Genomic DNA, 23,174 nt, shown 5'->3' with positions numbered 1-23,174 from the left:
CCTGACGCGACTGAGCACCACGAACGGAGCCGACCCCATGGGCGAGCAGCAGCACGTGAAGTTCCCGCAAGAGGTCATCGACGAGTACGCCGCGCTCGGCGTCGACCTGCCGGCCCTGTTCTCCGCCGGGCACCTCGGTACGCGCATGGGCGTGGAGATCGTGGAGGCGTCCGCGGAGCGGGTCGTGGGGACCATGCCGGTGGAGGGGAACACCCAGCCGTACGGGCTGCTGCACGGCGGTGCCTCGGCGGTGCTCGCCGAGACACTGGGGTCGGTGGGGTCGATGCTGCACGCCGGCAGCTCCAAGATCGCGGTGGGTGTCGACCTCAACTGCACCCATCACCGCGGTGCGCGCTCCGGCCTCGTGACGGGCGTGGCCACGCCGCTGCACCAGGGCCGCTCGACGGCGACGTACGAGATCGTGATCAGTGACGAGCAGGGGCGGCGGGTGTGCACCGCGCGGCTCACCTGCCTGCTGCGGGACGTGAACCCGGGCGACGGGGAGCACCTCCGCCCGGCGAACTGACGCCGACACCCTGAAGACGACGGCGTGACCACAACCCCCTTGCGCCCGCGGACCGTTGAAACGCCGGCGCCCGACGGCATAACGTCGGGGGCATGACGACGGGAGGGCCCCGCCGCAAGCGGGCCGCGCTCGCACTGGCGCTGCTGGCCGCCGTATCGGTGGCCGGCTGCGGCGACCCCGGCGCCGGGAGCGACGCTCCCGAGCCCCGGGCGGGCACCAACTCCCCCTCCCCGTCGGCGACTCCGCCCGCGCAGCTGTGCGCGAACCTCATCGGATACTGGGCCCGCCGGTCGCTGACGGGCGACACCTATGGCGACTACCAGTCGATGGGCCTGTCCGACGGCCAGTACGAGATCCTGCGCAAGGTCGTGGACGGCGCGCGGGCCGAGCGGGAGCGCGCGGACGAGCGGTCGGCGGACCGTCTGATCGACCGCAGGGCACGAAAGTTGTGCGCGGAGCGGTACCGCGCGGGCGAGCCGACCGGGGGTCCATGGGGCTGACCGAGGCATTCGCCATTCCAGTTTCGGTGCCCCGTGCACGAAAAAAACCGGAGCGCCGAACACCTTTCACATTCGTAACGCTGCGTAATACGGGTGCAATGCGAACCAACAGCTCCCCTGCGGTGATCACCTTTCGCACAAGGCGCCCAAGACCCTCCGGCCACCTCCAGCAACGACTCCGGTAATCACCAAACCATGCGAACACTCGTGAAGAAGCTACGCGCGAACGCTGCTAGTTCTCACAATGTGGACAGGGCGAATCGGCCGGAAATCCGCTCTTCCCCCCACGGAGTACCGCTCTGTGTTACCCCGTGTCATAACAAGAGCGTCACAGCCTTGGTCAGAGCCTCCTCCACGCTCCCCACCCGCGCTTAGAGTCACCGCCAGTCACCGCGCCATCGGATTCGAAGTCACTTCGGCCCAGCGCTCGACTCGGCGAGTTCCATGGGGAGCCGCCGTGCCAGGGAAAGGACCTGATTCGTGCGTCAACGTTCGATCATCGCCATAACCGCCGCACTCGCGGCGGGATCGCTGACACTCACGGCTTGTGGGTCGCGTGACGACGACGGCGGCAGCAGCAACGGCGACAAGACCACGGTTGTGATCGGTGTCGACGCCCCGCTGACCGGCGACCTGTCGGCCCTCGGCCTCGGCATCAAGAACTCCGCCGACCTGGCCGCCAAGACGGCCAACAAGAAGGAGTACGTCAAGGGCGTCGAGTTCAAGATCGAAGCCCTCGACGACCAGGCGCAGCCGTCCGTCGGCCAGCAGAACGCCGTGAAGTTCATCAACAACAAGGACATCCTCGGCGTCGTCGGCCCGCTGAACTCCAGCGTCTCGCAGCAGATGCAGAAGCCGTTCAACGACGCCGGCCTCACCCAGGTCTCCCCGGCCAACACCGGTACGGAGCTGACCCAGGGCGACGGCTGGAAGACCGGCAACTCGGTCCGCCAGTTCAAGACCTTCTTCCGTACGGCCACCACGGACGAGATCCAGGGCGCCTTCGCAGCCGACTACCTGTACAACCAGGCGAAGCTGAAGAAGGTCTACCTGATCGACGACCAGAAGACCTACGGCGCCGGCCTCGCCGCCTCCTTCAAGGCGAACTTCACCAAGCTCGGCGGCCAGATCGTCGGCACCGACCACGTGAACCCCGACGACCGTGACTTCAACGCCGTGGTCGCCAAGATCAAGAAGACCGGTGCCCAGGCCCTCTACTACGGCGGCGAGTACCCGGCCGCCGGTCCGCTGAGCCAGCAGCTCAAGGACAGCGGCCAGAAGATCCCGCTCATGGGCGGCGACGGCATCTACTCCGGCGAGTTCCCGAAGCTGAACAAGAAGGCCGAGGGCGACCTCTCGACCTCCGTGGGCAAGCCGGTCGAGCAGCTCGACTCCGCCAAGACCTTCATCAAGGACTACGAGGCAGCGGGCTACGAGGACGCCTACGAGGCGTACGGCGGCCTCACCTACGACGCCACCTGGGCGATCATCGAGGCCGTCAAGCTGGCGGTCGAGGGCAACGACGGCAAGGTCCCGTCCGACGGCCGCAAGGCTGTCCTGGACGCCATGTCCAAGATCAAGTTCGACGGCGTCACCGGCACCATCTCCTTCGACGAGTTCGGTGACACCACGAACCACACCATGACCGCGTACAAGGTCAAGAGCAACGCCTGGGCGCCGGAGTTCAGCGGCGAACCCAAGCTCGGCTGACGAGGGACGAGTAGAGACTCCCCACTCACACATTGATCCAGGCCGCGCGGGAAGCGCCCATCAGCGCTCCCGCGCGGCGCCATATCCGAACCACTCCACGGAGGCCCTGCGGTGAACGAACTGCCGCAACAGCTGGCCAATGGACTCATCCTCGGCGCGATGTACGGACTCATCGCGATCGGCTACACGATGGTCTACGGCATCGTCCAGCTCATCAACTTCGCCCACGGCGAGATCTTCATGGTCGGGGGCTTCGGGGCCCTCACCGTCTGGTTGGTACTCCCCGAGGGCTTCGGCCTCGGGGCCGCAGTCCCGCTCATGATCATCGGTGGTGTCCTCGTCTCGGTCGCCGTCGGCACAGCGGCGGAACGGTTCGCCTACCGTCCCCTGCGCACCGCACCACGACTGGCGCCCCTCATCACCGCCATCGGCCTGTCCATCGTCCTCCAGCAGGCCGTGTGGATGTGGTACCCGGACGCGAAGAAGGACCACCCCTTCCCGCGTTTCCAGGGCGGCCCCATCGAGATCCTGGGCGCCAACATCCAGCGTGGTGACCTCTTCGTCCTCATAGCCGCCCCCCTGTGCATGATCGCCCTCGGCTTCTTCGTCACGAAGACGCGCTCCGGCCGCGGCATGCAGGCCACGGCCCAGGACCCGGACACGGCCAAGCTGATGGGCGTCAACACCGACCGCATCATCGTCATGGCGTTCGCCATCGGTGCCGCGTTCGCCGCCATCGCCGCCGTCGCCTACGGACTCAAGAACGGCCAAGTCGGCTTCCGCATGGGCTTCCTGATGGGCCTGAAGGCCTTCACAGCCGCCGTACTCGGCGGCATCGGCAACATCTACGGCGCCATGCTCGGCGGCATCGTCCTCGGCGTCGCCGAGTCCCTCGCCACCGGCTACATCGGCGACATCCCCGGCATGGACCTCTTCGGCGGCGGCGCCTGGAAGGACGTGTGGGCCTTCGCTCTGCTCATCCTCGTACTGCTGTTCAGGCCACAAGGCCTGCTCGGCGAACGCGTCGCGGATCGGGCGTGATGCACATGACCACCGAGATCCCCATGGACAAGACCTCCGACACCACCAAGGCGTCCACGGCAAAAGCCACACCGATCATCCCCCTGCCGCAGGCCGTCGCCCGCGGACTGGCCGTCGGCGGCTCCGCCCTCGCCCTCATAGGCACTTTCCTCGCCTGGACCTGGACCGAGGAGTTCCCGGGCAACCTGACCGTCACCGGCTACCCGGGCGGCCTTCAGATCCTCACCCTCTTCGGCTCCCTGCTGACCCTGCTCTTCGCCCTCTCCGGATGGGAATCCCCCCGCACGAGCGAAGCCGAGAGTGGAGGAGGCATCCGCGGCCTGCGCTGGCTCACCCCCGGCGGCAAGAACAGCCCCGTCCTGCTCGCCGCCCTCGGCGTACTCGGCACCACGGCCTACGCCATCGGCGCGATCACCCAGGAACTCGGCGGCCTGGTCAACCTGGAGCCCGGCGCCTGGGTCTCCGGCATCGGCGCGCTCGTCGCCGTGATCGGCGCCCTCGGCCTCCCCGTCGACCAGCCCTACGACGCCTCGGACCCCACCCCGAACCTCTGGGGCCGCATCCGTCACTCGCTCACCGCGCCCGACCCCGGCCGCGCCAAGGAACTGCCCAACTGGGTCGAGATCCTCATCATCGCCGCCGGCTTCGGCGTCGGCCTGTACGTCTTCACCTACGGCATCGCCACCGAGTACTCCGAACTGTTCATCGGCTTCCTGATCGTCGCGGCGTTCGGCTTCACCGCCGTCACCCGCGCCGGCCTGCTCAAGCGACTGTCGGCCCTGACCGCCAAGCACCGCAACGTCACCCTCACCGCAGCGTTCGCAGCGGCGATCTGCTTCCCCTTCACCCAGTCCAACGACCAGTTCGCCCTCATCGGCGCGAACATCCTGATCTTCGCCACGGTCGCCCTGGGCCTCAACGTCGTCGTCGGCCTCGCCGGCCTGCTCGACCTCGGCTACGTCGCCTTCCTCGGCGTCGGCGCCTACGCCGCCGCCCTGGTCTCCGGCTCCCCGTCGTCGACCATCGGCGTCCAGTTCCCCTTCTGGGCAGCCGTTCTCACCGGCGCCGCGGCCTCGCTGATCTTCGGCGTCGTCATCGGAGCCCCGACCCTGCGACTGCGCGGCGACTACCTCGCCATCGTGACGCTCGGCTTCGGTGAAATCTTCCGCATCACCATGAACAACCTCAACGGCAACAGCGGCCCGGACGTCACCAACGGCTCCAACGGCATCCCGCAGATCCCCGACCTGGAGATCCTCGGATTCAACCTCGGAGTCCCACACAACGTCCTCGGCCACGAGCTGACCCGCTCGGCCAACTACTACCTGCTGATGCTGCTGTTCACCGCAATCGTCGTGATGGTCTTCCGCCGCTCGGCAGAGTCCCGCATCGGCCGCGCATGGGTGGCCATCCGCGAAGACGAGACAGCCGCAACCGCGATGGGCATCAACGGCTTCCGCCTGAAGCTCCTCGCCTTCGCACTCGGCGCCTCCCTCGCCGGCCTCGCCGGCACCGTCCAGGCACACGTCTCCTACAGCGTCACCCCCGAGCAGTACCAGTTCGCCGGCTCCGTACCACCGAACTCGGCCTTCCTGCTCGCCGCCGTCATCCTCGGCGGCATGGGCACCATCAGCGGCCCGCTCATCGGCGCCGCGCTGCTCTACCTGATCCCGGCCAAGCTCCAGTTCATGGCGGAATACCAGCTGCTGCTCTTCGGCCTCGCGCTGATGCTGCTGATGCGCTTCCGCCCCGAGGGCCTGGTCGCCGACCGCAGGAAGCAGCTCGAATTCCACGAAACCGGACAGCTCGACGTACCGGAGGACAAGCCATTGCCCGAAGGCGCGACCGGCGTCGCGAAGGCAGGGGCGTGACCGCCATGACGACCACCACGACCGCACCCAGCACGACCACAGTGCTCGACGCGAGCGGCGTCACCATGCGCTTCGGCGGTCTCACCGCCGTACGCGACGTGGACCTCACCGTGAACACCGGAGAGATCGTCGGCCTCATCGGCCCCAACGGCGCCGGCAAGACAACCTTCTTCAACTGCCTCACCGGCCTCTACGTGCCGACCGAGGGCAAGGTCGCCTACAAGGGCACCATCCTGCCGCCCAAGCCCCACCTGGTCACCCAGGCCGGCATCGCCCGAACCTTCCAGAACATCCGGCTCTTCGCCAACATGACCGTTCTGGAGAACGTACTGGTCGGACGGCACACCCGGACCAAAGAAGGCCTCTGGTCCGCGCTCCTGCGCCTACCCGGCTTCAAAAAGGCCGAGGACGCATCCCGGGCCCGCGCCATGGAACTCCTGGAATTCACCGGACTGGCCGCCAAAGCCGACCACCTCGCCCGCAACCTGCCCTACGGCGAACAGCGCAAGCTGGAGATCGCCCGGGCACTGGCGAGCGAGCCCGGCCTGCTCCTCCTCGACGAGCCGACCGCCGGCATGAACCCACAGGAGACCCGGGCGGCCGAGGAACTCATCTTCGCCATCCGGGACCAGGGCATCGCCGTCCTCGTCATCGAGCACGACATCCGGTTCATCATGAACCTCTGCGACCGGGTCGCCGTGCTCGTCCAGGGCGAGAAGATCGTCGAGGGCCCCGCCGAGGTCGTCCAGGCCGACGAGCGCGTCATCGCCGCCTACCTGGGCGAGCCCTTCGAGGGCGCGCCAGGTGCCGCCGAAGCCGCCGAGGTAGAGGCTGCGGAGGCCGACGCGCACAGCACCACAGAAGGGGACGACAAGTGACCGCACTACTCGAGGTCGAAGACCTCAGGGTCGCCTACGGCAAGATCGAGGCCGTCAAAGGCATCTCGTTCAAGGTGGACGCGGGCGAGGTCGTCACCCTCATCGGCACCAACGGCGCCGGCAAGACCACAACCCTGCGCACCCTCTCGGGCCTGCTCCAGCCGACGTCCGGCGAGATCAAGTTCGACGGCAAATCGCTGAAGAAGGTCCCCGCACACAAAGTCGTCTCACTCGGGCTCGCCCACTCCCCCGAGGGGCGGCACATCTTCCCGCGCATGACGATCGAGGACAACCTCCGCCTCGGAGCATTCCTGCGCTCCGACAAAGAGGGCATCGAGAAGGACATCCAGCGCGCCTACGACCTCTTCCCCATCCTCGGAGAACGCCGGAAACAGGCCGCGGGCACCCTTTCCGGCGGCGAGCAGCAGATGCTCGCCATGGGACGGGCACTGATGTCCCGACCCAAGCTGCTCATGCTCGACGAACCCTCCATGGGACTGTCGCCGATCATGATGCAGAAGATCATGGCCACCATCCAGGAACTCAAGGCCGCGGGCACCACCATTCTGCTCATCGAACAGAACGCCCAGGCCGCGCTCTCCCTGGCCGACCACGGCCATGTCATGGAGGTCGGCAAGATCGTCCTCTCCGGCTCCGGGCAGGACCTCCTGCACGACGAGTCGGTGCGCAAGGCGTACCTCGGCGAGGACTGATCACCCGACTGCTCACCCGCACGACGAGGCCCGTGCCCCCCGGTCAGGGGCACGGGCCTCGTTCGTGTCCGCGACTACGTCAGCCCTTGGCGGCCTTCTTCTCGTCGGCGTCCTGGATGACGGCCTCAGCGACCTGCTGCATCGACATGCGGCGGTCCATCGAGGTCTTCTGGATCCACCGGAACGCGGCCGGCTCGGTCAGACCATACTCGGTCTGGAGGACGGACTTCGCACGGTCGACCAGCTTGCGGGTCTCCAGGCGCAGAGTGAGGTCGGCGACCTCCTTCTCCAACTCCTTCAACTCCGTGAAACGGGAGACCGCCATCTCGATCGCCGGCACCACGTCACTCTTGCTGAACGGCTTGACCAGGTACGCCATGGCACCGGCATCCCGGGCCCGCTCCACGAGATCACGCTGCGAGAACGCGGTCAGCATCAACACCGGGGCGATGCTCTCCTCGGCGATCTTCTCCGCCGCCGAAATGCCGTCCAGCTTCGGCATCTTGACATCAAGGATGACGAGGTCGGGCCGGTGCTCGCGGGCCAGCTCCACGGCCTGCTCGCCGTCACCGGCCTCGCCGACGACGGTGTACCCCTCTTCCTCGAGCATCTCTTTGAGATCGAGCCGGATCAGCGCCTCGTCCTCGGCGATGACGACGCGGGTCGTCAGCGGAGGCACGTGCGACTTGTCGTCGTCGGGCGCGTCTACGGGCTGGGGCGACTCGGGGGCGGTCACGGGGGCTCCTCGTTCAGGGGCAGGGGTGCTGCTGACAAGAGCCTACCTAGCTGCGGTAAGGTGGACGGGCAGCGGGTCGAGGTAAACCTTCGATTCACTGGGCCCCGGTAGCCCAATTGGCAGAAGGCAATGGATTCAAAACCCATACAGTGTCGGTTCGAGTCCGACCCGGGGCACTTTTCCTTCGATTCTAAGGTCGACCCAGAGAAGCGGATGTCCACGTTCTCGTGAACATCCGCTTTTTGCTGCGTGTCGTCGCGATCACTCTTGCAGCGTGGCCACATGTACGACATCAGCACACGCAAGCGGGCTCTCACGCTCGTCGCCCAGGGGCGCAGCCTGAACTCAGTAAGCCGGGAGACGGGTATTTCACGTGCCGCGATTCGCTCCTGGCAGCACCGCCTTGAGCCCCTGCCTCGCATGGCAACTCCGGACCCCGGGCCGCCCGCTGACGACAGGCCGTACGCCTATCTGTTGGGCCTCTACCTGGGTGATGGCTGCATCAGCGCGCACGCACGCGGCACCGGCTTCCACCTCCGAATCGCGTGCGCCGACGCCTGGCCCGGCCTCCTCCAACAGTGCCACGATGCCATCACGGAGGTCCGTCCCGGTATCGGCGTCTACACCCTGCAGAAGCAGGGCTACGCCATGGTGACCAGCTACTCCCGGCACTGGCCCGCCCTCTTCCCCCAGCATGGCCCCGGCAAGAAGCACGAGCGCGCCATCACCCTCGAACCCTGGCAGCAGCAAATCGTGGACGCGCACCCTTGGGACTTCATCCGGGGCCTCATCCACTCCGACGGCTGCCGTATCACCAACTGGACGACCCGCCTCGTCGCAGGTGAGGAGAAGCGCTACGAGTATCCGCGCTATTTCTTCACCAACCTGTCGGGGGACATCATCCGGCTCTTCACCCAGACGCTGGACGCCGTAGGGGTCCAATGGAAGAAAGCCAACGACCGCAACATCTCCATCGCCCGCAGAGCCTCCGTAGCCCTGATGGACGCCCACGTGGGACCCAAGCACTGACCGAACCCCGCAAAGGGCCCCTCCTCGAAGCCGAAGAGGGGCCCTACGCCTGCTACTTGGGACTGTCGTCCTCCCCGATGTGATGCACCCGCACCATGTTCGTCGAGCCCGAGACCCCCGGAGGCGACCCCGCCGTGATGACCACCGTGTCGCCCTTCCGGCAGCGGCCGTACTTCAGCAGCAGCTCGTCCACCTGGTCGACCATCGCGTCCGTCGAGTCCACGTGCGGCCCGAGGAACGTCTCCACGCCCCACGTCAGATTCAACTGGGACCGCGTCGCCGGTTCCGGCGTGAAGGCCAGCAGCGGGATGGGCGAGCGGTAGCGCGACAGGCGGCGGGCCGTGTCGCCCGACTGGGTGAAGGCGACGAGGAACCTGGCGTCCAGGAAGTCGCCGATCTCGGCCGCGGCGCGGGCCACCGCGCCGGGCTGGGTGCGGGGCTTGTTGCTCTCTGTCAGGGTCGAGAGGCCCTTGGCGAGGATGTCCTCCTCGGCGGCCTCGACGATCTTCGCCATCGTCCGGACGGTCTCGATCGGGTACTTGCCGACGCTGGTCTCGCCGGACAGCATCACCGCGTCGGTGCCGTCGATGACGGCGTTGGCGACGTCCGACGCCTCGGCCCTGGTCGGGCGGGAGTTGTCGATCATCGAGTCGAGCATCTGGGTGGCGACGATGACCGGCTTGGCGTTGCGCTTGGCGAGTTTGATGGCGCGCTTCTGGACGATCGGGACCTGCTCCAGCGGCATCTCCACGCCCAGGTCGCCGCGGGCCACCATGATGCCGTCGAAGGCGGCGACGATGCCGTCGATCGCCTCGACGGCCTGTGGTTTCTCCACCTTGGCGATCACCGGGAGGCGGCGGCCCTCCTCGTCCATGATGCGGTGGACGTCCTCGATGTCGCGCCCGCTGCGCACGAAGGACAGGGCGATGACGTCGAAGCCGGTGCGCAGCGCCCAGCGCAGGTCCGCTTCGTCCTTTTCGGAGAGGGCGGGGACGGAGACGGCGACGCCGGGGAGGTTGAGGCCCTTGTTGTCGCTGACGATGCCGCCCTCGACGACGGTGGTGTGCACGCGGGGGCCGTCGACGGAGGTGACCTCCAGGCAGACCTTGCCGTCGTCGACGAGGATGCGCTCACCGGCAGAGACGTCGGTGGCGAGGCCGGAGTAGGTGGTGCCGCACTGGTGGCGGTCCCCTTCCGTGCCCTCCTCGACGGTGATGACGAACGAGTCGCCGCGTTCAAGGAGTACAGGTCCTTCGGTGAAGCGGCCGAGCCGGATCTTCGGGCCTTGAAGGTCGGCGAGGGCGCCGACGCTGCGGCCGGTCTCGTCGGAGGCCTTTCGCACGCGCTGGTAGCGCTCCTCGTGATCGGCGTGGCTGCCGTGGCTGAGGTTGAAGCGGGCGACGTCCATTCCGGCGTCGACCAGTGCCTTTATCTGGTCGTACGAGTCGGTGGCGGGGCCCAGGGTGCAGACGATCTTTGCTCGGCGCATGTTTCGACTCTATGACTTACCGGCGGGTAGAGAATTGGTCCGGCGTGACTACTCAACAACCTTTGCGTGAAGTGCTATTGACAAGTGTTGAATTGTGCGGTGGGGCGCTCCGATGAGCGTTTGAAAGGTTCCGCCGGGGCAATTCAGAGTTGCGGCGGTGTCATGGTGAAGCGGGCGTTGACCTGGGCGTGGACGTGCTGGCGCTGGGGTTCCAGATCGAGTGGGGGCGCCGTGTCCTCCGTTGCGCCGTAGGCCATGGAGCGCATTCGGCCGCCGGGCGCCTGCGGATGGGGCGGTGGGGCGTTCTCCGCGCCGATGTCGGCGAGCTCGACCAGCGCTGCCAGGGACGATCCCAGTGCCTCCGCGTACTCTCGTGCCCGTTGCACGGCCTCTCGGACCGCCTGCTGGCGCGCCTGACGGTGTGCCGGCGAGTCGGGGCGCAGGGCCCACCACGGGCCGTCCACGCGGGTGAGTTCCAAGTCGGCGAGGCGGGTGGTCAGTTCGCCCAGTGCGGTGAAGTCTGTGAGGACGGCGGTGATGTGGACGCGGCCGTGGTAGGCGTGGACGCGTTCGCCGCGGCCTTTGTCCTTGAGCTCGGGGCTGATGGAGAAGGCGCCGGTCTCCAGGCGCTCGACCGCGTCGCCGTAGGTTTTGACGAGGTCGAGGGCGGTGGTGTTGCGGCGGGTGAGGTCGTCGAGGGCGGCGCGGCGGTCCTTGCCGCGGGAGGCGACGGTGACGCCGATGCGGGCGATCTCGGGGTCGACCTCCAGACGGGCCTCGCCGCGCACGGCGATGCGTGGGGCGTCGGGGGTGCCGTAGGGGACGGCCGGTTGAAGTTCCTCTGGTGGCACGGTCATACGTCCCACTCTGTCATTGCTTGCTTGGTTACGGCTGCCACGGGTCACCAGATCGAAACCTCACGGGTCTGTTGCCGTTCGCCATGCGCAGGTCAGAATCTACGCGCGTTGTCGACCATTCCCACGGGAGAAGCACTCATGCCGTTGAACCGCCGGAAGTTCCTGAAGAAGTCCGCCGTGACCGGAGCGGGGGTGGCGCTGGCCGGGGCGGCGGTGCCGACGGCACAGGCGGCGGAGGCAGAGGCTGTGACGGCGAAGAAGTGCGAGAAGCGGTATTCGCTGACGGTGATGGGCACGACCGACCTGCACGGTCACGTCTTCAACTGGGACTACTTCAAGAACGCGGAGTACACCGACGCCAAGGGCAACGCGCAGGGCCTGGCCCGGGTGTCGACGCTGGTGGACCGGATCCGCGCGGAGCGGGGCCGGCGCAACACGCTGCTGATCGACGCGGGCGACACGATCCAGGGCACCCCGTTGACGTACTACTACGCCAAGGTCGACCCGATCACGGCCAAGGGCGGGCCGGTGCACCCGATGGCGCTGGCGATGAACGCCATCGGCTTCGACGCGGTGGCGCTCGGCAATCACGAGTTCAACTACGGCATCGAGACGCTGCGCAAGTTCGAGGAGCAGTGCCGCTTCCCGCTCCTCGGTGCGAACGCGCTGGACGCGAAGACGCTGAAGCCCGCCTTCCCGCCGTACTTCATCAAGAACTTCAAGGTGCGGGGCGCCCCGCCGGTGAAGGTCGCGGTGCTCGGGCTGACCAATCCCGGTATCGCGATCTGGGACAAGGCCTATGTGCAGGGCAAGCTGACCTTCCCGGGTCTGGAGGAGCAGGCGGCCAAGTGGGTGCCGAAGCTGAAGGCGATGGGCGCGGACGTGGTGATCGTCTCGGCGCACTCCGGCTCCTCGGGCACCTCGTCCTACGGTGACCAGCTGCCGTATGTCGAGAACTCGGCGGCGCTGGTCGCGCAGCAGGTGCCGGACATCGACGCGATCCTGGTCGGCCACGCGCACGTGGAGATCCCGGAGCTGAGGGTGACCAACGCCGAGACCGGCAAGGACGTCGTGCTGTCGGAGCCGCTGTGCTTCGCCGAGCGGCTGTCGCTGTTCGACATCGAGCTGACCTTCGCGAGGGGCCGCTGGACGGTCGAGAAGGTCGCCGCGTCGGTCCTCGACTCCAATACGGTCGCCGACGACCCGAAGATCACCAAGCTGCTCTCCGACGAGCACGAGAAGGTTGTCGCGTACGTCAACCAGGTCGTCGGCACCGCCACCGCGACCCTGACCACGGTCGACGCCCGTTACAAGGACGCCCCGATCATCGACCTGATCACCAAGGTGCAGGAGGACGTCGTCAAGGCGGCCCTGGCGGGCACGGAGTACGCCTCGCTGCCTGTCATCGCACAGGCGTCCCCGTTCTCGCGCACCTCTCAGATCCCGGCCGGCGACGTGACGATCCGGGACCTGTCGAGTCTGTACGTGTACGACAACACGCTGGTCGCGAAGCTGATGACGGGCGCGCAGCTCAAGGCGTACCTGGAGTACTCGGCCGAGTACTTCGTGCAGACCGCCCCCGACGTCGCCGTCGACGTGGAGAAGCTGACGAACGCGGGCAACCGTCCCGACTACAACTATGACTACGTCTCCGGGCTGTCGTACGACATCGACATCGCGCAGGCGGCCGGTTCACGGATCAAGAATGTGACCTATGGCGGTGCCGCTCTCGACGACGCGCAGAAGTTCGTGTTCGCGGTGAACAACTACCGGGCCAACGGCGGTGGCGCGTTCCCGCATGTGGCGGGGGCGCAGGAGCTGTGGTCGGAGTCGACGGAGATCCGCACCCGGATCGCGGAGTGGGTGACCGCGAAGGGCGTGCTGGACCCGGAGGACTTCGCGTCCGTGGACTGGAAGCTGACGCGCGACGGCACGCCTGTCTTCTAGGGCCGGGTGGGGAAGGCCGGCGGCGGTTTTGACCGTCGGCCTTCCCTGTCGTTCGGAACGCAGTCGTTCAGAACAGGCTCGTCACGCTGTCCTGGATGGCCGCCACATCGCCCGCGACGGCGGCTGTGGCCGCCACGCCGGGGGCGAGGAAGCCGAGCCAGCGCAGCAGGACGCCGCGGCGGGGCTCGTCCTGGGCGAGTTCCGCCTCGACGCGCTCGGCGGCGTCGACGAGTTCCTCGCCGTCGTCGTACTCGTCCTGGTGGTTGCGTACCTGTTCGAGCAGCAGCCGTGCGGCGGCGCGCAGTTCGGCGACGGCGGCCTCACGGTCGGCGGCGGCCGGGGCGCCGGTGGTCGCGGTCGAGCGGTTGACGGCGACCGCGCTGCCGTCGATGCGGATGTCGCCGCCGGCGTGGATGCCGCTGTTGTCGCCGGCGCCGGTTGCTGTCATGCGGTCACCTTCCTCGGTTGGCGGGTGGGGCGGGGGCAGGAGGCGTGGCGGGCGCCGGTTGCCCCGCCGTGGCCGTCGCCTGGCCGCGTTTGAAGACTCCGGCGATGCTGCCGCCGACGCCGACGGCGGAGCCGTTGAGGGTCACGTCGCCGCCCGCGTACAAGCCGGTGTTGTAGATGGTGGTCTGACGCTGGATCAGTTCGTTGGTGTCGATGTCGTGGTCCTCCAGGAACTCCACCAGGGCGTCCAGTACGCGGTGTTCGACGGTCTTGGCGTACAGCTCCCGGTCGAGCTGCTGGAAGTAGCGGTAGTAGAGCTTGTCGCCGGCCGCGTCCCTGATGCTGAAGGACGCACCGTAGTTGAAGGTGCGGTGGCGGATCTCCTGGGCCTGGCGGCGTTGTTTGCCGTGCCGGTTGAACGGCGCGAACAGGCCTGCGGCCACCGAGAAGGGCGATCCGGCCAGCCGGAGGGGGCCCGCAGGCCGGCCTGGGCGAGCAGGGTCGAGAACTGCCGGAAGGTCGGCGTGTCCAGCAGTTGGTCCGCGATGCGGTAGCGCTCGCGCACCGGGGCGAGCAGGGAGCTGCTGCCCTCGATGAAGAGCATCTTGCGGTCGGACAGCAGGGCGCACCGCAGGAAGAAGGTGATGGCGAGTTCGCCGCTCCAGCCGGTGACGCGGATGGCCAGGTAGGGGCGGGCCCGGCCCTTGCCGTCTTCGCGCAGCGCGTCGAGGAGCTCCGGCGAGACTCTCGCGCTCGGCGGTCCGGCGGGGTTCGGCAGCAGTTCGGAGCGGGTGCGGTCGTCCACCTCGTACTGGAGGTCCTTGCCGTTGACCAGCAGCAGGTTCTCGACGTGTACGCCGGGCAGTTTCAGGTCCCCGACGCGGGCGGCGAGATGGTCGTTGAGCTCGTGCACGGTGAACGGCACGACCTGCTTGCCCTCTTCGGGGCGGGCGGTGTCGAGCGCGAACGACCAGGTGCTCGTCGTGTCCCCGTAGCCGACGAAGGGCGCGTACATCGAGGAGACCACGACGTTGCCGCGGTCGCGCCGCTCGATCTCCTGGATGCGCCGGCGGTTCTCCGAACCGACCGGTTCAGGGGCTTTGGCCGGTTCGAAGTTCGCGCGGCTGAGCTGTTTGGCGACCACGCCGTAGTGCACCAGCAGGGACTCGACGGCGACGATGATCCAGGCCATCAGCCAGCCCAGGACGACCGCCGAGCCGAGGCCGTTCGGCAGCGTGATCACCACGATCAGCAGCAGGACGGTGAGCAGGACGTCCCGCGCCACCTGGCGGCGGCGGGCTGCGAGGGCGTGCCGCAGCACGCAGCCGAGGTCGACGCCCGGCGAGGAGGCGACCGCGCGGCGCGGCTCCTCCACGATCTGCTCGACGGCCCGGCGGGCGAACTTGGTGTCCGTGTGGACGGCGGTGCACAGGTACCGGGTGATGTCGGGGGCGAAGCGGGTGCTGCGGTCCGCCCCGGGGGCGTGGGCGGGTGGGGCGGGGGCGGCGCGCCGGGCGCCGGCGGGAGGCTGCGTCGGTACGGCGGGGACGGTGGGCGGCGCCGGGTCCGGGCTCTTCGTCGGGTCGGCGCCGCGTAACAGGCCGCAGTTGGCGCAGGCGGTGTAGCTGCGATCGTTGTCCGCCTGGCAGCGCGGGCATTTGAGGGTGGGAGTGGTCATGGCTCTGTTTCCTCCTCTCGGTTTTCGCGCTCAGGTCGTGCCCGTCCGTTTGGAGATCGGCGGCGTCATTCGGATTCGGACGGCGATGAGAATCAGCCATTTCCGGTGATCGGAAACGTGCTCGCGGAAAAGGTGGCGGGCCACCCGGCGGGGGCGGGACACCGCGCCTGGAGCAGCGGGGTTGCCGAGGTCGGCGGCGTCGGAAGGCCGACCCTCGATCGAAGGAATCTTTTCCCGGATCGGACGCCCCCGTTGCCGCCGCATGAACCGGAAGGTAGCAGCGCGCCGGGACAGATGGGAGGGACGCGGGATATTCAAGTGGCCTTTTCCGCGCCCTCTTCCACTTTTCTTCACCCCTCCCCCGCTGTCACCGTCTGTCGACCAGCGGGGTGAGTACCGGTGCCTTGCGCGCGGCCGGGATGCGGGGCTGCTGTTCGAGGCCGAAGGTGGTGAACGCGGTGCGGCCGGGCAGGGCGTAGGTCTCCTTGCCGGTGACGGAGTTGAGGATGCCGGCGCTGCGCCAGGCGGCGAGGCCGAGGTCCGGGGTGCCGATGCCGTGGGTGTGGCGCTCGGCGTTCTGCACGTAGACGTGGCAGCCGGAGCCGGTGACGGCCGGGTCCATGACCAGGCGGTGCCGGTCGTCGATCCGGGGGCGTTCCCGGCTGTCGCGGCGCATGTAGGGGTCGAGGCCGGCGAGGATGCGGTCGAGGGAGCGCTCGCGGTAGCCGGTGGCCAGCACGACCGCGTCGGTGGTCAGCCGCGAGCGGGTGTCCTGCTGGATGTGCTCCAGATGGAGCTCCACCTTGGTCGTGGCGATACGGCCGGCCGTGCGCACGCGGACGCCCGGGGTGAGCACGGTGTCGGGCCAGCCGCCGTGCGTGGTGCGGCCGTAGAGCTCGTCGTGGATGGCGGCGAGGGTGGCGGCGTCGATGCCCTTGTGGAGCTGCCACTGGGAGTCGAGGAGCCGGTCGCGGACCGGTTCGGCGAGCGCGTGGAAGTAGCGGGTGTAGTCGGGGGTGAAGTGCTCCAGGCCGAGCTTGGAGTACTCCATCGGCGCGAACGCCTCGGTGCGGCCGAGCCAGTGCAGCTTCTCGCGGCCGGCGGGGCGGTGCCGGAGCAGGTCCAGGAAGATCTCGGCGCCGGACTGTCCGGAGCCGATGACGGTGATGTGCTCGGCGGCGAGCAGGGTCTGGCGGTGGTCGAGGTAGTCGGTGGCGTGGATGACGGGCGCGTCGGGCGCCTCGACCAGGGGCCGCAGCGGGTCGGGGACGTACGGCTCGGTGCCGATGCCGAGCACGATGTTGCGGGCGTGGGTGCGCCCGAGCGCCTCGGCCTCCCCGCCGGGGGCGATCTGGGTGAAGTCGACCTCGAAGACGTCGCGTTCGGGGTTGAAGCGGACCGCGTCCACCTGGTGGCCGAAGCGCAGCTGGGTGAGGTTGTCGCAGACCCAGCGGCAGTAGGCGTCGTACTCGGCGCGCTGGATGTGGAAGCGTTCGGCGAAGTAGAAGGGGAAGAGCCGGTCGCGGTGTCTGAGGTAGTTCAGGAACGACCAGGGGCTGGCGGGGTCGGCGAGCGTCACCAGGTCGGCGAGGAAGGGCACTTGGAGCCGGGAGCCGTCGATGAGCAGCCCCGGGTGCCAGGAGAAGGCGGTGCGCTGTTCGTAGAAGACGGCGTCGAGTCCGGTGAGCGGCTGGGCGAGGGCGGCGAGCGAGAGGTTGAAGGGGCCGATGCCGATGCCGACGAGGTCGCGGGGCGTGTCGGGGTCCTGGCCCGGGGGGTTGGGGTGCGGGTCGGCAGCGGGGTTCGACTGCGGTCTCATCGGGGGGTGTTTCCTTCCACCAGTGTCAGGAGGGCGGCCAGGTCGTCGGGGCGCGTACGGGGGTTGAGGAGGGTCACCTTCAACCACAGGCGCCCGTCCGCGCGGGCCCGGCCGAGGACGGCTCGGCCGTCGGTGAGGAGCGTTCGGCGTACGGCCGCGACGGCGTCGTCGGCGGCGTGTGCGGGCCGGAACAGGACCGTGCTGAGGGTGGGCCGGTCGTGGAGTTCGAAGCCGGGGTGGTCGTGGACGAGGGCGGCGAACTCGCGGGCGCCGTCGCAGACCTGCTCGACCAGTCGGCCGAGGCCGCTGCGTCCGAGGGTCTTGAGGGTGACGGCGATCTTGAGGGCGTCGGGCCTGCGGCTGGTGTGCAGGGAGCGGCCGAGCAGATCGGGCAGGCCCGCTTCGGTGTCGTCGCCGGCGTTGAGGTAGTCGGCGCGGTGGTGGAGCACGGCGAGATCGGCCGCGTCACGGACGGCGAGGAGGCCCGCGGCGACGGGCTGCCAGCCGAGCTTGTGCAGGTCGAGGGTGACGCTGTCCGCGGTGTCCAGGCCGGCCAGCAGGTCGCGGTAGCGGTCGCTGAAGAGCAGGCCGGCGCCGTAGGCGGCGTCCACGTGGAGCCGTGCGCGGTGCGCCGCGCACACGGTGGCGATCTCGGGGAGGGGGTCGATCATCCCGGCGTCGGTGGTGCCGGCGGTGGCGGCGACCAGGTGCGGGCCGGGCAGCGCGGTGAGGGCCTCGTCGAGGGCGGCGGGGTCGAGGACACCGGCCGGGGCGGGCACGACGACGGGCTCGGGCAGCCCGAGCAGCCAGGCGGCGCGGGGCAGCGAGTGGTGTGCGTTGGCCCCGTGCACCAGCCGCATCCCGGCGCCGCGTGCCTCCCGGGCGAGCAGCAGGGCGAGCTGGTTGGACTCGGTGCCGCCGGTGGTCATCAGGGCGGTCGGCGCTTGCCCCGCCGCGACGCCGCCGCGCCTTGCGGCGCCGGTCTCGAAGACCTCCCGCGCGAGGGCCCCCGTCACCAGTGCCTCCAGTTCCGAGGCGCCCGGGGCCTGGTCCCAGGAGTCGAGGGAGGGGTTCAGGGTGGAGACGGCGAGGTCGGCGGCGGTGGCGAGGGCGAGGGGCGGGCAGTGGAGGTGGGCGGTGCAGAAGGGGTCGGCGGGGTCGGCGGCGGTCTCCGCGAGGGCGCGGACGACGGTGTGCAGGGCGTTCGGCTCGCCCTGGTCCGGCAGTACGTCCCCGACCGCGGCCCGCATCCGCGCGGCCACCGCGTCCGGCCCGCCCGCGGGCAATGGTCCCTGGCGCAGCTGCGCGCCCTCGCTCAGCGCTTCGAGCACGGTGTCCAGCAACGGCCGCAGGGCGTGAAAGCCTTCGGGGCCTGACGCGAGCGAGGCAGGTGTGCTCATCGTGTCCTCCCGGGCGCTGGACGAGAAGGACTTCCAGCTTGTACCCGGATGGACGACTGCGCCCGAAAAGCCCAATGACCGGAACCCGAAAGGGGGTACTTCCGTGCGAGGAATGCGTGTCGGACGCGGTGTGCGGACTCGGGCGGAGTAAGGGGCGCCGACCGGACCGGCGCCCCCTGCTTCGGACGTACTAGCTCTTGCGGCCCTCCCGTACCCTCAACGCCCGTGCCAGGTCGTCGAGTTGGTCGGCGAGCTTGCGCCGCAGCGCCGGGATCGGCTCGCCGTCGCGCAGGCACTCCTCCCCCAGCCGCAGGGCCTCGGCGTCCACGGCGTGCACCGGGAAGGCGTGGCGGCCCGCGGCTTCGGCGATCGCGGGGCCGCGGCGGGCGGCGAGAGCGACGGCGTCCTTGTAGAAGCGCGCCACGTACGGGCTCACCAGGTCGGCCTGTTCGGGCTGCCAGAAGCCCTGGGCGGTCGCGGTGAAGAGGTAGTTGGACAGGTCACTGCTCTCGTCGGTGGTGAACAGCGCCTCCCACGCCCTGGCTTTGGCCTCCTCGTCGGGCAGGGCGGCCCGGCAGCGGGCGGCGCCCTCCTGACCGGTGGCGCTCGGGTCGCGCTCCAGCTCGGCGGCGATGGCGGCCTCGTCGACGGCACCGAGGACGGCGAGGCGCCCCAGGACCCGCCAGCGCAGCTCGGGGTCGAGCTCGGGTCCGCCGGGCACCGTGCCGTCGGCGAGCCAGGCGGCGATCGTGTCGGGGTGCGCGGCCACGGAGATGAAGTGGCGTACGGCGATCAGCCGCAGGCCGGGGTTGTCGCCGTCCTCGGTGCGCCGGATCAGGTCGCGGCACAGGGCGGACAGCGTGGCCAGGGCGGCGGGCCGCTCCTCGGCGGGCAGGAAGCGGTCGGTGACCTGGCCGACGGCGAAGGCCAGGACGCCCTGCACGACGGCGAGGTCGCGCTCGCGGGGCAGATGGGCGCGGGCGGCGTCCAGATAGGCGGTGGCGGCCAGTTCGCCGTCGCGGACCGCGTCGCGCAGGGCGTTCCAGACGACCGCGCGGGTGAGCGGGTCGGGCAGTCCCGAGAGGCGCTCGCGCAGGGTCGAGAAGGACCCGGTGTCGAAGCGGACCTTGGCGTAGGTCAGGTCGCCGTCGTTGAGCAGCAGCAGGGCGGGGCGCTTGCCGATGGGCAGCGGCGTGCTCTGCGGGACGTCGATCTCCAGGCGCCGGCGCAGGGTGAGGTGGCGGCCCTCGTCGTCGCCCAGGTCCAGGTCGTACAGGCCGACGGCGACGCGGTGCGGGCGGCTGCCCGCGTGGTCCACGGTGAGGCTGCAGGTGCCGTTGTCGCCGGGGACCACCTGCGGGGTGAGGGTGTCGACGCCGGTGGTGCGCAGCCAGCTGTCGGCCCAGGCGTGGACGTCGCGGTCCGTGGCGGAGGCGAGGGAGTCGATGAAGTCGGCGAGGGTGGCGTTGGCGAACTTGTGCCGCTCGAAGTGGGTGTTGATGCCGGCGAGGAAGTCCTTCTCGCCGAGCCAGGCCACCAGCTGGCGCAGCGCGGAGGCGCCCTTGGCGTAGGAGATGCCGTCGAAGTTGAGCATGGCGGAGGCCGTGTCGTCGACGTTCTCCGGGGCCACCGGGTGGGTGGAGGGCCGCTGGTCGGCGTCGTAGCCCCAGGACTTGCGGGCGACGCCGAAGTCGGTCCAGGTGTCGGTGAAGCGGGTGGCCTCGGCGAGGGTCTGGTAGCCCATGTACTCGGCGAACGACTCGTTCAGCCAGATGTCGTCCCACCAGCGCAGGGTGACGAGGTCGCCGAACCACATGTGGGCCATCTCGTGGGCGATGACCATGGCGCGGGTCTGCCGTTCGGTGTCGGTGACGGCGGAGCGGTAGACGAACTCGTCGCGGAAGGTGACCAGTCCGGGGTTCTCCATGGCGCCGGCGTTGAACTCGGGGACGAACGCCTGGTCGTAGGAGTCGAAGGGGTAGGGCTCGTCGAACTTCTCGTGGAAGCGGTCGAAGCACTGCCGGGTGACTTGGAAGAGCTCGTCGGCGTCCGTGTCCAGGTAGGGGGCGAGCGAGCGGCGGCAGTGGAGGCCGAAGGGCAGGCCGCGGTGCTCGGTGCGCACCGAGTGCCAGGGGCCGGCCGCGACCGCGACGAGGTACGTGGAGATCAGCGGGGTGGGCGCTGCCTGCCAGCGGCCGTCGCCGGAGTGCTCGGTGCGGCCGTTGGCCAGGACGCTCCAGCCCTCCGGGGCGGTCACGGACAGCTCGAAGACGGCCTTGAGGTCGGGCTGGTCGAAGGCGGCGAAGACGCGCTGGACGTCCTCCATGAAGAGCTGGGTGTAGAGGTAGGTCTCGCCGTCGGTGGGGTCGGTGAAGCGGTGCATGCCCTCGCCGGTGCGGGAGTAGCGCATGGCCGCGTCGACGCGCAGCTCGTGCTCACCGGCGGCCAGGTCCTTCAGGGGCAGTCTGTTGCCGTCCAGGGTCTCCGGGTCCAGGGGCCTGCCGTCCAGCGTGACGGAGCGCAGCTCGGCCGGCTTGACCTCGACGAAGGTGTCCGCGCCCGTGCGCGCGGTGAACGCGATGACGGTACGGGAGTCGAAGGTCTCGTCCCCGGTCGTCAGGTCGAGCTCGATGGTGTAGCGATGGACGTCGAGGAGCTGGGCACGGGTCTGCGCTTCGTCGCGCGTGAGTACGGACATGCACGACATGCTGCCTGATGCCGCTGACCAGGCACAGGGGTGGATCAGTACGTACGCTATGTCCGATTCTTCGCGGCGGGGCCGTCGCGCTGGAACGGCACGCGCGTCTCGGGGTGCCGCAGCGCCGGGCGCCCGGGGCGCTCAGGGGCGTCGGCATGGCCCTCGACCAGGGCCCGTAGCGCGCGGACCTCCTCCTCCAGGGCCCGGTGGCGCTGGTGGGCGTCGTACAGGTAGCGGACCTTGGTGCGCAGCACCCAGGGGTCGGTGGGCTTCATGACGAGGTCGGCGACGCCGAGTCCGAAGGCGGTGGCGGTGAGTTCGTGGTCGGCGCCGAAGCCCGTGAGAAGGATGACCGGAATGCTCTGGGTCTGTTCCACGCGCCGCATGTACCGCACCACGTCCAGGCCGCTGACGCCGGGCATGCGCACGTCCAGGAGCAGGAGCCCGACCTGGCCGCGGAGGACCTGCTTGAGCGCCTCGTCCCCGCTGGTGGCGCGGGCGAGCCGGTAGCCCAGCGGAGCCAGGGCGCTCTCCAGGGCGTACAGCGTCTCCTCGTGGTCGTCGACGATGAGGATCTTGGCATCCGACGGCATGGCCCGAGGTCCCTCCCGCGTGGACATCCAGGGGGTGTCCGGGGTGCTGACGGAGCGTGCTCGTCAGCCTGCATGCGGTGCACAGCGCAGCATGCCCCGCGCGGGCCGCCCTGTCACCCCCCGGGTCGGCCGGCAGGCGTCAGTTCGCCGTGGGCGCAGCGCCGTTGACGGCGTCCTCGGCGATGCTCTCGTGGTGCCTGATCACCTCGGCGATGATGAAGTTCAGGAACTTCTCGGCGAACGCCGGGTCGAGCTTGGCGTTCTCGGCGAGGGTGCGCAGCCGGGCGATCTGGCGGGCCTCCCGGTCCGGGTCGGCCGGCGGGAGCTGGTGGCGGGCCTTGAGGTGGCCGACCTGCTGGGTGCACTTGAAGCGTTCGGCGAGCATGTGGACGACGGCCGCGTCGATGTTGTCGATGCTGTCGCGCAGCCGGGCGAGCTCCTCGCGGACGGCGGGGTCGACGTCGCCTGGGGACGTGTTGCTGGTCATGGGCGCTCAGCCTACGGGGCCGCCTCGCCCGTGGTTCGGCCGATCACGGGCGGATCGGCGGGATCGGGGACCTGGTTGCTCCAGCCGCCGGGCACGGCACGGCACGGCACGGCCCTGCTGCGCGCGGAAGCGGACCGGTGCCCTGCCGGCCCGGCGGATGAACAAGCGGGAGAAGCAGGCGGGGTCGTCGTAGCCGACGCGGCGGGCGACGGCGGCGACAGGCAGGTCGGTGACGGGCAGGTCGGTGACGGGCAGGTCGGTCGGTGGCGGGCAGGTCGGTGGCGGCGAGGGGTTCCCTGGCACGGCCGAGGCGGATGCCGAGCAGATGGTCCTTGGGGCTGCATCCGGCGCCGTTGCGGACCGGTGCCCTGCCAGCCCGGCGGATGAACAAGCGGGAGAAGTAGGCGGGGTCGTCGTAGCCGACGCGGCGGGCGACGGCGGCGACAGGCAGGTCGGTGACGGGCAGGTCGGTCGGTGACGGGCAGGTCGGTGACGGCGAAGAGCTCCCTGGCACGGCCGAGGCGGATGCCGAGCAGATGGTCCTTGGGGCTGCATCCGGCGCCCCTGCGGACGGCCGTGCGCAGTTCGGCGGGCGTCATGCCGTGCCGGACGGCGTGCTCGGCGACCGTCAGCGGGACGGCCCGGACCGGGTCCGGGGCGTCATGCCGTGCCGGACGGCGTGCTCGGCGACCGGCAGCGGGACGGCCCGGACCGGGTCCGGCGAGGCCGGAACTCCGGTCCTGCGGGCCGTCTGA

19 protein-coding genes, 1 tRNA gene and 2 pseudogenes are annotated in these 23,174 nt (G+C 69.5%); 11 read left to right on the top strand and 11 right to left on the bottom strand.

Features of this window, described 5'->3' with window-relative positions; all coding sequences use genetic code 11:
* Positions 1-37: 37 nt before the first annotated feature.
* The 7 genes from AC3ETA_RS25360 (at position 38) to AC3ETA_RS25330 (ending at position 7,239) form a co-directional block, all read left to right on the top strand.
* Positions 38-526, top strand: a complete 489-nt coding sequence (locus tag AC3ETA_RS25360; protein ID WP_432195193.1) for a hotdog fold thioesterase — start codon at positions 38-40, stop codon at positions 524-526.
* Between the two features lie 92 nt (positions 527-618).
* Positions 619-1,026 (top strand): hypothetical protein, encoded by a 408-nt coding sequence (locus AC3ETA_RS25355; protein WP_432195192.1) that lies wholly within the window; start codon positions 619-621, stop codon positions 1,024-1,026.
* Between the two features lie 480 nt (positions 1,027-1,506).
* Positions 1,507-2,736 (top strand): branched-chain amino acid ABC transporter substrate-binding protein, encoded by a 1,230-nt coding sequence (locus AC3ETA_RS25350; protein WP_432195191.1) that lies wholly within the window; start codon positions 1,507-1,509, stop codon positions 2,734-2,736.
* Between the two features lie 111 nt (positions 2,737-2,847).
* Positions 2,848-3,777, top strand: coding sequence for a branched-chain amino acid ABC transporter permease (locus tag AC3ETA_RS25345; RefSeq protein ID WP_432195190.1), 930 nt, complete (start codon positions 2,848-2,850; stop codon positions 3,775-3,777).
* Between the two features lie 23 nt (positions 3,778-3,800).
* Entirely contained in the window at positions 3,801-5,648 is a 1,848-nt protein-coding gene (locus AC3ETA_RS25340; RefSeq protein ID WP_432195249.1) for a branched-chain amino acid ABC transporter permease, read from the top strand.
* A gap of 5 nt (positions 5,649-5,653) precedes the next feature.
* Complete coding sequence (locus AC3ETA_RS25335; RefSeq protein ID WP_432195189.1) at positions 5,654-6,526, top strand: ABC transporter ATP-binding protein; 873 nt, start codon at positions 5,654-5,656, stop codon at positions 6,524-6,526.
* Positions 6,523-7,239, top strand: coding sequence for an ABC transporter ATP-binding protein (locus AC3ETA_RS25330; protein WP_432195188.1), 717 nt, complete (start codon positions 6,523-6,525; stop codon positions 7,237-7,239). The genes AC3ETA_RS25335 and AC3ETA_RS25330 overlap by 4 nt, the downstream gene beginning before the upstream one ends.
* Positions 7,240-7,318: 79 nt before the next feature.
* On the opposite strand, the gene AC3ETA_RS25325 is transcribed toward AC3ETA_RS25330, so the two are convergent.
* Positions 7,319-7,975, bottom strand: coding sequence for an ANTAR domain-containing response regulator (locus tag AC3ETA_RS25325; protein WP_269644518.1), 657 nt, complete (start codon positions 7,973-7,975; stop codon positions 7,319-7,321).
* A 101-nt stretch (positions 7,976-8,076) separates the two neighbouring features.
* On the opposite strand from AC3ETA_RS25325, the gene AC3ETA_RS25320 reads away from it, so the two are divergent.
* Together AC3ETA_RS25320 and AC3ETA_RS25315 are read left to right on the top strand one after the other, a co-directional pair.
* Positions 8,077-8,151: transfer RNA gene (locus tag AC3ETA_RS25320), tRNA-Leu, on the top strand.
* A gap of 106 nt (positions 8,152-8,257) precedes the next feature.
* Positions 8,258-9,004, top strand: a complete 747-nt coding sequence (locus tag AC3ETA_RS25315; RefSeq protein WP_432195187.1) for a helix-turn-helix domain-containing protein — start codon at positions 8,258-8,260, stop codon at positions 9,002-9,004.
* A 52-nt stretch (positions 9,005-9,056) separates the two neighbouring features.
* On the opposite strand, the gene pyk is transcribed toward AC3ETA_RS25315, so the two are convergent.
* Together pyk and AC3ETA_RS25305 are read right to left on the bottom strand one after the other, a co-directional pair.
* On the bottom strand, positions 9,057-10,493 hold the full coding sequence (gene pyk, locus AC3ETA_RS25310) for a pyruvate kinase (RefSeq protein ID WP_432195186.1): 1,437 nt from the start codon (positions 10,491-10,493) through the stop codon (positions 9,057-9,059).
* 143 nt (positions 10,494-10,636) lie between these two features.
* Positions 10,637-11,350 (bottom strand): SIMPL domain-containing protein, encoded by a 714-nt coding sequence (locus AC3ETA_RS25305; protein WP_432195185.1) that lies wholly within the window; start codon positions 11,348-11,350, stop codon positions 10,637-10,639.
* A gap of 138 nt (positions 11,351-11,488) precedes the next feature.
* On the opposite strand from AC3ETA_RS25305, the gene AC3ETA_RS25300 reads away from it, so the two are divergent.
* Positions 11,489-13,297, top strand: a complete 1,809-nt coding sequence (locus AC3ETA_RS25300; protein ID WP_432195184.1) for a bifunctional metallophosphatase/5'-nucleotidase — start codon at positions 11,489-11,491, stop codon at positions 13,295-13,297.
* 67 nt (positions 13,298-13,364) lie between these two features.
* Here the strand turns inward: AC3ETA_RS25300 and AC3ETA_RS25295 are convergent, their stop codons facing one another.
* From AC3ETA_RS25295 to AC3ETA_RS25260, 8 genes and pseudogenes are all read right to left on the bottom strand, one after another.
* Positions 13,365-13,745, bottom strand: a complete 381-nt coding sequence (locus AC3ETA_RS25295) for a hypothetical protein (RefSeq protein WP_432195183.1) — start codon at positions 13,743-13,745, stop codon at positions 13,365-13,367.
* A gap of 4 nt (positions 13,746-13,749) precedes the next feature.
* Positions 13,750-14,759 (bottom strand): annotated as a pseudogene (locus AC3ETA_RS25290) (hypothetical protein).
* Positions 14,760-15,789: 1,030 nt separating this feature from the next.
* A complete protein-coding gene (locus AC3ETA_RS25285; protein WP_432195180.1) occupies positions 15,790-17,241 on the bottom strand; it encodes a lysine N(6)-hydroxylase/L-ornithine N(5)-oxygenase family protein in 1,452 nt (483 codons plus the stop codon).
* Entirely contained in the window at positions 17,238-18,641 is a 1,404-nt protein-coding gene (locus AC3ETA_RS25280; RefSeq protein ID WP_432195179.1) for a pyridoxal phosphate-dependent decarboxylase family protein, read from the bottom strand. Before AC3ETA_RS25280 ends, AC3ETA_RS25285 begins: the two co-directional genes overlap by 4 nt.
* Before the next feature lie 190 nt (positions 18,642-18,831).
* Positions 18,832-21,339 (bottom strand): aminopeptidase N, encoded by a 2,508-nt coding sequence (gene pepN, locus AC3ETA_RS25275; protein WP_432195178.1) that lies wholly within the window; start codon positions 21,337-21,339, stop codon positions 18,832-18,834.
* A gap of 56 nt (positions 21,340-21,395) precedes the next feature.
* Complete coding sequence (locus AC3ETA_RS25270; protein ID WP_432195177.1) at positions 21,396-21,932, bottom strand: response regulator; 537 nt, start codon at positions 21,930-21,932, stop codon at positions 21,396-21,398.
* 139 nt (positions 21,933-22,071) lie between these two features.
* A complete protein-coding gene (locus AC3ETA_RS25265; protein ID WP_107907105.1) occupies positions 22,072-22,419 on the bottom strand; it encodes a chorismate mutase in 348 nt (115 codons plus the stop codon).
* Between the two features lie 11 nt (positions 22,420-22,430).
* Positions 22,431-22,789 (bottom strand): annotated as a pseudogene (locus tag AC3ETA_RS25260) (helix-turn-helix domain-containing protein); the annotation flags it as partial.
* An 85-nt stretch (positions 22,790-22,874) separates the two neighbouring features.
* Between AC3ETA_RS25260 and AC3ETA_RS25255 the strand changes: the two are divergent.
* On the top strand, positions 22,875-23,174 hold the full coding sequence (locus AC3ETA_RS25255) for a hypothetical protein (protein ID WP_432195253.1): 300 nt from the start codon (positions 22,875-22,877) through the stop codon (positions 23,172-23,174).

This window comes from Streptomyces sp. bgisy027, assembly GCF_057710365.1.
This window is presented reverse-complemented; position numbering and strand designations above follow the sequence as displayed.